The organism is Helicovermis profundi (genome assembly GCF_033097505.1).
In the GTDB taxonomy this organism is placed as follows: domain Bacteria; phylum Bacillota; class Clostridia; order Peptostreptococcales; family Acidaminobacteraceae; genus Helicovermis; species Helicovermis profundi.
Genome location: NZ_AP028654.1, coordinates 563,082 through 577,073 on the forward strand (window position 1 = coordinate 563,082; position 13,992 = coordinate 577,073).

General features: G+C 26.1%; 15 protein-coding genes. 12 read left to right on the plus strand and 3 right to left on the minus strand.

Annotated elements, in window-relative coordinates; genetic code table 11:
* Window positions 1–20: 20 nt before the first annotated feature.
* Window positions 21–2,720, minus strand: a complete 2,700-nt coding sequence (locus AACH12_RS02445) for a DEAD/DEAH box helicase (RefSeq protein ID WP_338536491.1) — start codon at window positions 2,718–2,720, stop codon at window positions 21–23.
* Between the two features lie 813 nt (window positions 2,721–3,533).
* Between AACH12_RS02445 and AACH12_RS02450 the strand changes: the two genes are divergently transcribed.
* The 9 genes from AACH12_RS02450 to AACH12_RS02490 all read left to right on the plus strand — a co-directional run bounded on the left by AACH12_RS02450 (window position 3,534) and on the right by AACH12_RS02490 (window position 8,519).
* Window positions 3,534–3,974 carry a VOC family protein gene (locus AACH12_RS02450; RefSeq protein WP_338536492.1) on the plus strand — a complete coding sequence of 147 codons (441 nt, stop codon included), beginning with the start codon at window positions 3,534–3,536 and terminating at the stop codon, window positions 3,972–3,974.
* Entirely contained in the window at window positions 3,971–4,414 is a 444-nt protein-coding gene (locus AACH12_RS02455; RefSeq protein WP_338536493.1) for a hypothetical protein, read from the plus strand. Before AACH12_RS02450 ends, AACH12_RS02455 begins: the two co-directional genes overlap by 4 nt.
* Before the next feature lie 213 nt (window positions 4,415–4,627).
* Window positions 4,628–5,158 carry a GNAT family N-acetyltransferase gene (locus AACH12_RS02460; protein ID WP_338536494.1) on the plus strand — a complete coding sequence of 177 codons (531 nt, stop codon included), beginning with the start codon at window positions 4,628–4,630 and terminating at the stop codon, window positions 5,156–5,158.
* 521 nt (window positions 5,159–5,679) lie between these two features.
* A complete protein-coding gene (locus AACH12_RS02465; RefSeq protein WP_338536495.1) occupies window positions 5,680–6,069 on the plus strand; it encodes a hypothetical protein in 390 nt (129 codons plus the stop codon).
* 135 nt (window positions 6,070–6,204) lie between these two features.
* A complete protein-coding gene (locus AACH12_RS02470; protein ID WP_338536496.1) occupies window positions 6,205–6,390 on the plus strand; it encodes a hypothetical protein in 186 nt (61 codons plus the stop codon).
* A 357-nt stretch (window positions 6,391–6,747) separates the two neighbouring features.
* On the plus strand, window positions 6,748–7,263 hold the full coding sequence (locus tag AACH12_RS02475) for a hypothetical protein (protein WP_338536497.1): 516 nt from the start codon (window positions 6,748–6,750) through the stop codon (window positions 7,261–7,263).
* Window positions 7,264–7,337: 74 nt separating this feature from the next.
* Entirely contained in the window at window positions 7,338–7,661 is a 324-nt protein-coding gene (locus AACH12_RS02480) for a hypothetical protein (RefSeq protein WP_338536498.1), read from the plus strand.
* A gap of 19 nt (window positions 7,662–7,680) precedes the next feature.
* Window positions 7,681–7,809 (plus strand): hypothetical protein, encoded by a 129-nt coding sequence (locus tag AACH12_RS02485; protein ID WP_338536499.1) that lies wholly within the window; start codon window positions 7,681–7,683, stop codon window positions 7,807–7,809.
* A 77-nt stretch (window positions 7,810–7,886) separates the two neighbouring features.
* Entirely contained in the window at window positions 7,887–8,519 is a 633-nt protein-coding gene (locus tag AACH12_RS02490; protein WP_338536500.1) for a hypothetical protein, read from the plus strand.
* Window positions 8,520–8,757: 238 nt separating this feature from the next.
* Here AACH12_RS02490 and AACH12_RS02495 read toward each other — a convergent pair whose 3' ends face one another.
* A complete protein-coding gene (locus AACH12_RS02495) occupies window positions 8,758–10,062 on the minus strand; it encodes an IS110 family RNA-guided transposase (RefSeq protein ID WP_338534762.1) in 1,305 nt (434 codons plus the stop codon).
* Between the two features lie 349 nt (window positions 10,063–10,411).
* Between AACH12_RS02495 and AACH12_RS02500 the strand changes: the two genes are divergently transcribed.
* Entirely contained in the window at window positions 10,412–10,948 is a 537-nt protein-coding gene (locus AACH12_RS02500) for a hypothetical protein (RefSeq protein ID WP_338536501.1), read from the plus strand.
* A gap of 132 nt (window positions 10,949–11,080) precedes the next feature.
* Here AACH12_RS02500 and AACH12_RS02505 read toward each other — a convergent pair whose 3' ends face one another.
* Complete coding sequence (locus AACH12_RS02505; RefSeq protein ID WP_338537333.1) at window positions 11,081–12,151, minus strand: HD-GYP domain-containing protein; 1,071 nt, start codon at window positions 12,149–12,151, stop codon at window positions 11,081–11,083.
* A 292-nt stretch (window positions 12,152–12,443) separates the two neighbouring features.
* Between AACH12_RS02505 and AACH12_RS02510 the strand changes: the two genes are divergently transcribed.
* Together AACH12_RS02510 and AACH12_RS02515 are read left to right on the plus strand one after the other, a co-directional pair.
* Window positions 12,444–12,986, plus strand: coding sequence for a GNAT family N-acetyltransferase (locus AACH12_RS02510; protein WP_338536502.1), 543 nt, complete (start codon window positions 12,444–12,446; stop codon window positions 12,984–12,986).
* A gap of 115 nt (window positions 12,987–13,101) precedes the next feature.
* Complete coding sequence (locus tag AACH12_RS02515) at window positions 13,102–13,956, plus strand: ornithine carbamoyltransferase (protein WP_338536503.1); 855 nt, start codon at window positions 13,102–13,104, stop codon at window positions 13,954–13,956.
* Window positions 13,957–13,992 lie beyond the last annotated feature (36 nt).

The window sequence follows — 13,992 nt, forward strand, 5'->3', positions numbered from 1 at the left end:
TATATAATAAATTGAACTATTTACGGAGTAAATGTAAATAGTTCAATAAGTTCTTTGTTATTCATTTTTGTAATTATATTTGTTTTATTGTTAGAAATAATTTCTTCTGATAATTTTGTTTTATCTTCAATCATTAAATCAATTTTCTCTTCTATTGTTCCTTTTGTTATGAATTTGTGGACAATAACATTTTTTCTTTGTCCGATTCTAAAAGCTCTATCAGTTGCTTGATTTTCGACTGATGGATTCCACCATCTATCAAAATGTATAACATGGTTTGCGGCTGTTAAATTTAGACCGATTCCTCCAGCTTTTAAGGAAAGTACTATAAAAGGAACATATTCATGAGTTTGAAATTTTTCTACAAATTCTTGTCTTTTCTTTATAGGTGTTCCACCGTGAATTACTAATCCTTTATGTTTAAAGATACTCTCTAAAAATATTTTTAGCGGATTTGTAATTTCTTTAAATTGTGTAAATACAATAACTCTTTCTCTTTTTTCATATATATTTTCGCAAATAGCTCGTAGTCGTTCGAACTTGCCACTATCTTCTTCTAGATAAGTATTTTGAGAAAGATATTGATCTGGATGGTTGCAAATTTGTTTGAATTTTATTATTGAAGAAAGAACAATGCCTTTTCTTTGAATGCCAACTTTTGAATTTTCTATTTGTTTTTTTAAATCTTCAACTAAGTTATTATAGAGTACAGTTTGTTTCTTTGATAAATTTGAATATGTTTTCATTTCAATTTTATCTGGTAAATCTAAAATGATTGATTTATCAGTTTTTAAACGTCTTAAGACAAAAGGACTTATAACTTTTTTTAGATTACTATAATTATCATCACTGTTCTCAAATTTACTAATAAATTTTAAAAACTCTTTAGTTGTACCAAGGAGTCCTTTATTTAAAAAATCAAATATTGACCACAAATCAGTGAGTTTGTTTTCAATTGGTGTTCCTGTCATTACAACTCTATAATTTGCATTTATTTTTTTTACTGCTCTTGTTCTTTGAGTGGTTGGATTTTTTATTGCTTGTGCTTCATCTAAAATTATAGTATTCCAAAGAACTGTATTAATCCATTCAAATTTGTTTAACATACCATAAGAAGTTATATAAATATCGTAGTCTTGATTATAAATATTTATAGAGTTTTTTATATTTTTATTTTCACTTGGATGGAGAACCGTGTATTTTAATTTAGGTGCAAATTTATCGAGTTCATTAGTCCAGTTACCAATTAATGAAACGGGCAAAACTATTAATGCTTTTTCTTTTTGTATATCTTTTATATAATTAAGAAAAGCGATTACTTGTATAGTTTTTCCAAGCCCCATATCATCTGCAAGACAAGCCCCAAGACCTAAATTTTTCATGAAATATAGCCAGTTGAGACCTTTTTTTTGATAGGGTCTAAGTGTACCATTAAAGTTTATACCACTATCTATATTTTCTATACTATCGGGATGTGTCAGTTTTAATAGAACAGAATTAATCCATTCACCATTTGAAACTTCAACGTAACAATCACTTTCAATAATATCGAGTTCCTTTTTAGCATCTAATTGAAAGCGAAGTGCACTAAGCATACTCATATTGCTAGTGTTGTTATGTATAATTTTATTTGCATTTTCATATGCTTTAAGAGTCTCATTTAATTTTTTGTGATTTACTTCAACCCATTTTCCTTTAATAAAAGTTAATCCTTCAGCTTCGAGTAATAAATTTTTTAATTCTATAGAGCTTAACTTGTCTTCGCCTAAATATAAACTTGCATCGAAATCTACAAGCGAACTAAGGCTAACTCTTGAAATGTTATTATTTCCAATAGTTAAAGAAAGTTTCAACGAATTAGAATTATTCTTCCACCACTTTGGAATTCTACAAACTATACCGGCATCTTCATAAAGCGGAATTTCTTTTAAAAAAGTATAAGCACTTGATTCATCTAAATCTGTTTTTAAAAAAATCTCTTTTGTTTCGAGCATATCAAACATAAGAGAACTTTTTTTACTTATTATTTTTAAGGGTTCAATTAGTTCATTTAGCTTTATATCATCATATTTATATTCAGTAAGTGCATTTTCAAGTGGTAAATATTTTTCGTTTCCATCTTCAGATATATATGCAGAATATGTAGCTAAAAAAGTAAATGGAAGATTACTATTAATATCATTTTCAACCAAATGAAAAAAAATACGGCCTACCAAATGAATATTAGGATTAATAGAAATAATAAAATTTTCTACACTTCCATTATAGTTTTTTATCATCTTGCAAAATGAAATATTAAGTTCCTTCCAAATTTTTTTGATCCAATCATTGTTAAGGTTTTCAATACCAATTATGTATGGAGCTTTTAATAATATACTTACAATATCTTCTTCTTTTATTTGAAGTTTAATTCTATCTCTAACAAATTCTAAATCAGCTCTTTGAAGTAGACGTTTTACAAATATATTAGAAATACTTTTTAAAAATTTTAGCGATTCTGAAAAATTGATTCTTTTTTCTGATAATCCAAGGAGAAGTAAGGTATCAAATTCGTTAATATAAAATTGACTATATAATTTTTTTAAAGCATCATTATGTTTTTGATTAATAATTTCATTGGTTTCTTGCCAATCTATTTCAAAGTATCCGTTTGGTTTTATTATTACAATCAATTGCTTGTTAATATTTTTAGTCTTGGTAGAAACCGTAGTAATATTCATTATTAATCCTCTCATAGTACTTAAATTAGTTATTAATAGCCTACACTCAATTGTATCATATTTGTAGTAAATTTAGGCTTAAAAGATTCTTATATATTATATTTTTTTAAATTTACGTATGTAAAAGTTTCTGAAAATAAAATAATTAGATATATATCATGGTTTTTTATTTTCGGTGGAATTTTTCTTTGTAGCTGCTTTACTTTCAATAATAGTTTATTTTAAAGATATTTTTTTGAAGAAGGTTGAAGATTAAAAGCTGTGTAGTTAATATCTTTCAAAGGATATTCTGTAGTAGGAAATGATGAATTTTAACATCAATTTATTTAAAAAAACAATTTAGAATAAAAGACAAAGCTGTATTAATGAAAATACAATTATATATTTTAAAATGCTTCAATGGTTATATGCATACATTAATTGCTACTATAACTTATTGAAGTATTTTTTTGTATGCTTTATGAATTGAGTTTTAAACTTAGGCTTATAAAAATAGGAGTATTAGAACTCTTAAGGCTGAACTGACTCTTGTCAATTAAACAAGTAAATAAAATAAAATTTATACAAATTATTAGAATGTTTTTAGAGGTTAGTAACTCATGATTTATTGTATAAAAAAATAGAATGTTATAATAATTTGTGTTACAATTAAAGTGCTATAGTATAATAAAATTCGCACGAGGAAAAGGTGATCATTGTAATAAAAGAGAGGGATGAGGTAAGAGTTATAAATGAAAAAATGATTACTACTAATAGCATTATTCTAAACATTCGAGAATAAAGGAGTGCACTAACAATATTTAGGAGGTCGATGTGATAGAACGAGTAAATATGTCTAGCAGTTTATTTACTAAGGTTGATTGCTTTAGGCTATATATACCTGATTTAGAAGAAGGATTAAGCTATTATAGAGATTGCTTAGGCTTGAGTTTGATATGGCGAACAGAGACAGCAATCGGACTTGGAATGGACAATGACGTAACGGAAATAGTAATACATAACGAACGAAAAGGTCAAGAAGTTGACTTAATGGTCAAATCAGTAGAAATTGCAGTAGAAATTATAAAATCATCAGGTGGTCGTGTGATAGTAGAGCCATTTGATATAAAAATTGGAAAATGTGCAGTGGTACAAGATCCATGGGCAAATCAATATGTAATACTAGATTCATCAAAAGGAACATTCATAACAGACGAGAATGGAAATGTAGTTGGGCAAAATTTTCAACTAAAAAGTATTGGAGAGTTTATATGAGTGATATTATTGAAAGTTACAATGAATTATCAAAAATTAAAACAATAGGTGTTGCAATATTATTGAATATAATTCTTAGTATTGTTGAAATTATATTATTGATCCATGTTTTTTCTTTCGATGTAATTGTTAAATTATTAGGTATTCAAATGAGCATTGTTTCAATTGTTCTAGCATCGAAAATTAGAAAGAATAAGCATATCTACATAATTACATCATTTACATATGAAGAAGCGAAAGAAATGACTCCTGAAAATAGAAATAAGATTGCATTAAAAATTTATAAAACGATTGCGGTTCCAATGACTTTTATTTTTATTTATTCAATGATGGGTATTGTATTTAGAACGTCTAGCATTCTCGATATATCAATAATTATTTGTACATTGTTTGTTATGGGTGTTTTTGTTGATATATCGCTATCAAAATTTAAAAAATAGAATGTTGAAGTTATCTAAAACCCTTGAAACTAATGTTAACACGCCAGTTTTCTTCATATATTCGTGTTAAAATAATTGTGATTTGTTTGTAAATTAACTTAAAGAAGATTTTGTTATTAAAGTAGGTGGTGGTAGAAGTACTGCTTATAAAAAGCATCTTGATTTAGCAAAATAGTCAAGTCAGTAAATTGTGATATTAAGGAGACAAAAAAAATGTATATCAGTAATAGAAATATTGGTAATAATAAAAATTATACACTTAGATTATTAAATGATGAATATTTAGAAGAAATCCAGAACTTATGTAATAATTGTTCTGATTATTATTTGTTGGATAAAGGTAGTGTAGCAGATTCAGACGCAGCACAGAAAATTCTTGAAGCTTTGCCAAATGGTAAAACTTATGATGATCAATTTAATTTAGGTATCTTCAATAAATCTAATAGTCTTATTGGGTTAATTAATATTATTAAAGATTATCCTTATTCCAATGTATGGATGTTAGGATTATTAATGATTGATCCAAGTGAACGCAATAATGGTTTAGGAAAATTAATACATAAAGAAATTGTTAATATTGTTAAAGAAGAAAATGCTAATAAAATTCGAATTGGTGTATTAAAAGATAATATAAATGCTTTGAAATTTTGGAATTCAATTGGATACAAGTTAGAAAAAGAAACAGAAATAGACAGAGGAAATAATATAATTAAAAAAGTTTTAGTTTTCAATTATAGTGTTTGAATTTTAATTGTTGAATTTGCCTTACGCCAGTTCAACTAATTTACTTTGCGATTAAAGGATATTAGTTGAATAAATGATATATGAATCTATTTACCTAGTTTATTAGCACTTTTGTCTATTTCCACAATTTATCGAAGAATGTCACATACTCAATTTTTATATTATACATTAAGTATTGTTGGCCTTGTCGTATATATGATTACTTTAGTAGTTAGAATAGGGTCCATTTTATTAGCAATATTCTTTTCATAACATGACTGTGGTAATATTAGTTGTTTTTAAATACCATTTATTGTTTTACATTGAAATCTATTTAAGTTATAATAAAGAAAGCAAATTGCACTTTATAACAAAGCAAAAACTATAGTGAGATTAGGAAAACCGGTAAATTATCATCATAAAATGGAAATTTATCTAAGATATTAGTACATAAGTTAACACGTCGTAAACTGGTGGCGTTAGAAAAAAATTTTTTATTTATTTTAAAAGTAAAATATTATATTGATATGGAGAGTTGAAACATGGATAAATTAATAGATATACTTATAAGTTTGGGTTTAACCATATTCGCATTGTTAATATTAGTATATAAAATGATGGTTACAAGTGCTATACCAGTTATAATGCTTCAAAAAGATGTTTTAATAATATTATGCTTATTAACTATATATTTTGTAATATTCAATATTAATTATAGGAAAACAAAATTAATATTATTTAATACTGTTCAATTTTTTATACAGTTACTATTATGGTTTATGACTATGTTGCATTCTTTATCTTATCAATATAATAAATATGATACGTTAGTTTCAATAATAGGTTTTTCTGTAATGCTAATTATGTTTATACAACTTGTATATAAGAATATGAGTATAAAAAATAATAAAAATAAAAATTTTAGTATATAGTGGATCAATCAAAATCCTTCATTGGTTAATATGCCAATTTTATTCATGTTCTCATAATAAGAATCATTGTGATTTGTTTTGGGAACGAATGTTAAAAATAAAACGAAGTGAAAACAAATAAGAAATGTGGATAGAATGACAAAAAAAGAAAAGTTGTTTCCATCATTGATGATTCTTGGTGCATGTGTATTACTATTTCGTACTGTTAAATTGTTAATATTTGAAAAGGGACTAATAATATTATCGATGTGGTTAAATATGTTAACAATTATAGAAATGATTATAGACATGGCTTGTATACTTTTTCTTTTCGATGGCTAAAAAATTGTAATGAAATCAATAAAGCCTTTTCTTTACGTATCGGAGAATTAGCAACAATATTTCATTTCTTTAGGGTTCTAATATATATACTAGGTAGAATAGGACCGTTGAAAGAATTTGATAAAAATCCTAAGTATCGTCAATCTGGTGATGTAAACTTATTTTGGGTGAATTTTGCGGGAACATTATCGGTCACTGGATTGATTGGGTTCTATTAATTAGAAAAAGAATAAAGAACGTTAGCTACCTAATTTAGAAAATCTAGATATCGAGAATTTGCTAATGGAGGTTCACAAGGGCCTATAAGTGAGCTAGTATTATCAAATCAAGAAGGCAATATAAAAAAGGAGAGTAATTTTGAGTGATAAAATAAATACGTTGTATTTATCGAAAATTATAATATTGATAGTTATTTTCTTAATAAGCTTAATTAACGTTAAAAAAATATTAAATGACAATAAAAAAATTAAAAATTTTACAACTTTATTGTTTCGAGGTAAAAAAAACAAATGGTCTATATTGAATTTAATATATTTAGGATTTTGGTTAGTATTTATGATACGAATAATTGATAATAATATTATGAAAACAATACTTTTATTAATTACATTAATAATCGCTATAGTGTATTTTATTCGTTTTTATAGAAACTTTGAAATCTATGAAAATGGAATTATTACGTCTAATCTTGTATTTAACTGGAAAGATGTTGTTAGTTATAATATATTTGAGAAAAAAAATCATAAAATACTTGAATTAACAATTAGATTTGATAATGCTTTTATTGAGAAAGAAAGATTTTATTCAATAAAATTAAAAGATGAAGAATCACGGATAGTTGAAAAGAAACTAATCGAATGGAGAGACAAATAATTTTAGTTATTTAAAACCATAGGTTTATTCTAAAATATGATAGTTACATTCAAAATTAAAAGAGGTGGAAAATAATGAAGTTTCAATTGAATAGAAAAAAAGTGATTTTACGACCTTTTATTTTTATAATTGTTGTAATGCTGTTAGACCATCTAATGCCATCAATAGATTTTTCATTGCTTAAAACATTTTCAATTGTTATAGGAGTTTCATCAGAATATTTGACATTACGAAGTCAATCGGAAGTATATGTAATAACTGATGAAGTTTTAATTTTAGAAAAAGCAGGAGTAAAAATACCATTGATAGAAATTGAGGAAATTATTAGAAGGTATGCTCCATTATTTCATTATACGGGTATTACAAGTGAAGGTTGGGGCTATCTTTTTAACTTTTGAAGGTTATGAGTACGAGCTAATGACGGCATGTAAGAATATAAATAATGAGTCAATTAACGAAGTGCTACATAGAAAATTTCAAAAAGAATATAGAGAAGTTAGAGGGAGTAAGTTAATAGTAAAAGCTAAGAAGCTTGATGAAAAGTAATAGATAAGCAAAATAGATTTTCATAATCATGTTGGTCTTGGTAGGAGTTTTGAAACTTTATCAAATGAGGTTAAATCATGAAAATAAAAGTAGTAATTGTAATATTGGCGATATTTTTGATTGTGTCGTTGTATATTAATAAAGATAAAAAAAATCTTGTGAAATACAATAGTGTTCAAAAGGAGCTTAAAATTAGTAAGTCTGATAATAAGCGAATGATTAAGGAATTAGAAAAACTTAATATAGAATTAGATGAACTAAAAAATAATATTGCTGAAAAAGAATTGAATATTGAATCGAAAGATAAAGAATCAGCTTTAACAATAAATAATTTTGACAAATATGAAACGCGAGTGTTTTCAACAAAAAATATTGAAGAATTATTTAAACTATATGGTTCAAATTTAGATGGGGCATATGCAGAAGCATACGGATCTAAACTTTATTATTTTTATAATACTATTGGAGAATTAGAATTTGCTGAAAAATTAGCAAAATATAATGCTTATAAAATTAATGGAATTATGTATTTACTAACTAGCGAGATGGCAATGATTTATTACAATGAAGGAGACATTGATATAAATGAATACTCGAAATCTTTAAAAAATACACTTGAAAATAATGAGTTGAATTATAGAGAAAAAGAGATATTATACCGAATAATTGCAGATATTGAAGAAATGCTAAGTAATAAGAACATTGATTGAAAAATAGAGTAGTAGAAGTTGGTATATTTATTGGTGACAAAATTTTGTACATCAGCATTTTAATTACAACATCAAATAATTAGATTTTACGCAAAAATTTTAATTTGAGGTTGATTATACAAGACCAGCTAGTAATAGTCAAGTAATTTAATAAAAAAAGTTCTTATTAAAAATGAGCATACTAAATAATGCTCGAGTAAAAATGAACATTCAATATTATTTACTGTAAAAATATTTATTAAGCAGCAACAGGATTATGAAGTTTAGATTCTAAAAACATCCTTTTGTGGACGAGTGGATTTCTAACTTCATATGGTTTTTGATTTTTTAGTATTGAAAAAATATAGCGAAGTAGTTTATTCATAACAGCTACAAGTTTAACTTTTTTCTTTTTCTTATCAAGGGCTATGTGATAATATTCATACAAAACAAGATTTATTGGCTTTTTATTTTTACTTGTACGTATTGAAGCAAGAGCGACTGTGTACAAAGCTCTTCTACCTATAGCAGTACCACGTTTGGACATTTTATTGCGATCACCGCTAAAATTGCCAGATTGATTAACGCTAGGATCTACACCGAAAAAAGCTACAAGTTGTTGAGGCTTAGAAAAATTATTAATATCACCCATTTCAACTAACAAAGTAATTGCAGTTATATCACCAAGACCTTTGAAACTTTTAAGAAGATTAATATTTTGTTTAAATACTTCTCCAAAAGAGGCATTGTCAATATATTGGTGAATTTCATCTACAATATTTCTAAGTTGATTTGTATAAAAATCAAAACTTTCGCTAAAACGTATTACTTTAGATTCAAAAAGCAAGGGAGTAATACCAATGATATTGGCACTATTAGCGATTTTTATAAGTTTGTTATATTTATTATTAGCCCAACTAGAACCACGTCTTGATGACTTTGTTAGAAGTTCAATAACAACTTTGGGCTCAGCGTTAAGAAGATGTTTAGGTGTTGGATATTTTCTAATAAATATTAAAGGTGTCTTACCTGTTATATTAGCAAATGCATTTTGAAGTCCTGGATAGTTAATATAAATATTATTTGAGAAAGTTTTTTTCAAATTTGCCTTTAAATCAACAACTTTGTAATACTCACGAACTAGGAGTTTAAGGTGTAAAAACTCCTCACTAGTGAATGTTGAAGTCTTTACATTATCAAATTTACAAATTTTTGCGATGGAAAGAGAATCTAATTTATCAGTTTTTACTTTTCTTATGTTCGAATTCTTGTTAGAATTAGTTATCAGAGGATTTATTACATGTATATCAATCTGATTTTTAACAAGAAAATGAAGAAGAGTAAGATGATATATTCCCGTGGATTCGCAAAATACTTTGGGACTATCGTTAAACTCTTCTTCAATTTTTTGTAGAAAAAGAAGAAGTTTATTGAAGCCCCCAAGTGTATGGCTAATTTTAAGGTTCTTACGGAATACGTCGCCATTAGGTTTTAAAGCAGTAACTACTGAAAAATTAGCAGCAACATCAATGCCTACAACAGGCAAATGGTAATAGTTAGACATAAAATAACCCCCATTTAAAATAATAAAGAGTAACAATAATTAGTGAGTCAATTAACCTTGTAAGTGACACGAATAATTCTCTAATAATATTTATGATCAAAGAGAAATTCAACCAGCTAAATCAAAGAATCTCACAATAATGCAAGCTTTGTTACGAATATAAACTCAAGAAATGAGTCATTCAAGGAGAAGACGCATATACTCTTTATGAGATAACTATAATAGAAAAATTACAGTATGTTAAGTGGTTGAACTTATTTTTAATCACAAACAATATAAATGAATTAGGTAAGAATATTCGCAAGAAACTTAAGCAATATTTCTAACCTAATTATACAAGGAGAATTAAATGAAATTTAAAAGACAAATTGTTGTCATTTTTTTAGCTATTTCAATACTTTTAAACATTCAATTAATTGGATTTATTTTAAAAACAAACCATAATATTGATAGGAATCTTATGTATTCTAATTTAGTATTAAGTAGTTTTATTAATAATTCTATGGATAATATTGAAAATGGTGTAGAACTTTATAGAAAAAATATTTTTAGTTATAAAGAATTTAAAAAGACATTAGAAAAAGAGTCAACAAATTTATTTTGGTATGATACTCTTCTTGAAAAAACAAGATTACTAAATCCTAAATTTGATGTGAATTTATTTGAAACAAAGGCTTACTTAAATATGATTCATAAAAAACAAGTAATAACTAACGATGATTTAGAAAACATTGAAAAGCTAGCACATATACATATTTATGCGAGTTTTGATGATTTTTATATATCAAAAAAAATAACTGGCTCTGAAATAAATCCATATTATATTCAAGGTTATTTAGATATGGAGAAACTTTCAGAACAATATTTGAAAAACGAAGAAAAGTAAATTAAATATCGAAATCTAATATCGAGATATAAAACAAAAGTTCTCAATTTGTACGATGCCTAAGAGTTCTAATACCCCCACTTCTTAAAAAAGTGGGGGATAAAGAACTCTATAAGGTACTGGATCATATTATTATTCAAAATTGTACACTTCAGATTCAATAATAATTGAATTATGTTCAAGTAAATTTATTGGAGTATAAACGAATTTTTCATTAATTTTTGATATGATTCTAATTGAAGGTCGAAGTGAAAAGCCTTTTGGAACTTGATCTACAACTGCAATTCTTCCATCGTTTAATTTTACAAGTGATCCTCTTGGGTAAGGGTCAATTTTATCAAGAAATGTACTTGCAATATCCTTAGGAAAATGAGTACCTGAAGTACCAATAATATATTCTATGGCTTCTTTTGGACTTCCTGCTTTTCGATATGGTCTATCGGATGTCATGGCATCATATATATATGCAATTCCAATTATATAAGCATAACGATTAATTTTTGAAGAATCAACTCTATGAGGGTAACCAGAACCATCTAAATGTTCATGATGTTGAAGTGTTATTGCTTTAATATAAGCATTAATATAGGTTTTATCCTTCAAAAATTTATAGCCTTCTAATGGATGCATAAGTATCATACGTTTTTCATCCATAGTAAGTTCTTTTGACTTGTTAGTTATTTCATTAGGAAGAAAAGCTAGTCCAATATCGTGGTAAATACCTCCTAAAAAAATTTGTTTAACCATATCTCTTGATATTTTTAGTTCCCATGCAATTAGCATAGAAAGTATAGCAGTGTTCAAGGAAGAACTATATAAATAGTCGTCAACATTTTTAATATCAATATATTCAATTTGTTTCTCTTTTACAGAAGATGTTTCATATAGAACATCTTCCGCGTATTCTGATAATTGGTTGTGAATAGTAAGTAAACTGGCTTCGTTATTTATAGCTTTTGCAAATAAATCTTTGATTAAATTTATGCCTTGAAGTCTAAGTGTTTGTTCTATGACTCTATTGATGTCTTTGTTACTATGCTCGTCTTTCAGATAAACAGTGAAAATTCTATTGCTGTTTATTTTTTCAACTAAGATATCAGTTAATGTTGCGCCGCTTTTAACTAATATTTGCCCTCTAGCATTATAAAGTGTTTCTCCTAAAATTGGAGAACCTTTAATAAATTTTGTTGGAACAGCTCTCATATATAACACCCCTATTTTGGATAGAATATAAATTGATTTGAAACTCGCCTAAAAATATAATTGCAACATGAGTCACGTCTTGCAACATGTTGTAGTATTTATACCCAACATAATATTTAAAAATCGTATAGAGTTAATATTTATAAAATGATTAAATATTAATTTTAAAATTTGAATTTATTATTGAAAATGATTTTCTTAGTGTATAATAGTAATTGACAGATTCTTGAAGAACTAGTTAATAATAAATAACATTATAGAGTTAAAAAAGGTTTTAAAAAGGAGATAGTAAATGTATATTGGAAAAAAAGTTGAATTAAGAGAATATAGAATTGATGATATTGAAAAAGCGCAAAAGTTTATAAATGATTCAGAAGTAAAGATGTTGTTACATCCAGGAATTCCATACTTATATACTTATCAAGATGAACAAAAATGGTTTGACACTATAACAGCGACAAAAGACGTATACAGTTTTGCTATTGAAACAATAAAAGAAAAAGAATATATAGGTGGGTGTGGAATAAATAATATTGATTGGAAAAATAGCGTTGTAGAAGTAGGTATATTTATTGGTGATAAAAACTTGTGGGGTAAAGGTTATGGAACTGATGCTATGAAAATCTTAATTAGATTTATATTTGATCAGATGAATATAAATAAAATAAAACTTAAAGTATTTTCATTCAATGAAAGAGGAATCAAGAGTTACGAAAAATGTGGCTTCAAGAAAGAGGGTATATTGCGACAAGAGATATTTAGAAATGGTAAATACTATGATGATATTCTGATGGGATTACTTAGAAATGAATATATTCAAGGATTGCAAAAATAGAATTAGTTGTGAAATTCATTATTTGAAGAGGCAAAAAAGTTTTTGGAAATACTAACTAAGAAGCAGTTTCTACAGAGATATTATATTTTTAAAAAATATTTGGAGGCTATAGAAAATGAATTTACTGAAGATAAACAATTTAAATGAGAAACAAATAATTGAGATATTTGAATTAGCAGATAAATTAAAGGAAAAACCAAACCAAGAATTATTGAAAGGAAAATCATTTATACTTTTTTTCCCTGAATCAAGTATAAGAACAAGAATTTCGTTTGAGAAGTGCATAACTGACTTGGGTGGAAATTGTATACTATTTCCACCGACAACTCTTGATAAGAGAGAAGAACTTGAAGATGTAATAAAATATATTGAAAACTGGGCTGATTCAGTTATTATAAGACATTCAGATTATAACAAAATTTATGAAATATCAAAACACTCCAAAATTCCAATAATAAATGCAATGACATCAAAGAATCATCCTTGTGAGATACTTTCAGATTTATATTCAATAAGTAAAATAAGGGGAAATTACAAATCTTTAATTTATACGTTTGTTGGTGAAAATGGAAATATATCGAATTCATGGAGAATAGCTGCAGAGGTACTTAATCTAAATTTAAATCATGTTTGTGTTAGTGGTAATGAAATTAAAGAAAATGACAAAAATTATTCGTTTTATACAGATTTAAATCAAGTGTTAGCTCTAAGTGATATAATTTTAACAGATCCACTTTCAAATGAATTAAAAATAGATGAATATAAAGAAAAATACCAAATTACATTAGAAAGAATGAAGCAAACAAAGACTAATTCAATGTTAAATCCATGTCCTCCTTTTTTTAGAGGCGAGGAAGTTAGTGAAGAAGTAATAAATTCAGATTATTTTGTTGGACATAAATTCAAAGAAAATCTTTTATTTGTGCAACAAGCAATTATTTTGTATTGTTTGGAAATTACTATAAATTGAATTATAAAAACTTAAAAGAAAGGATGTAGTAAAAAT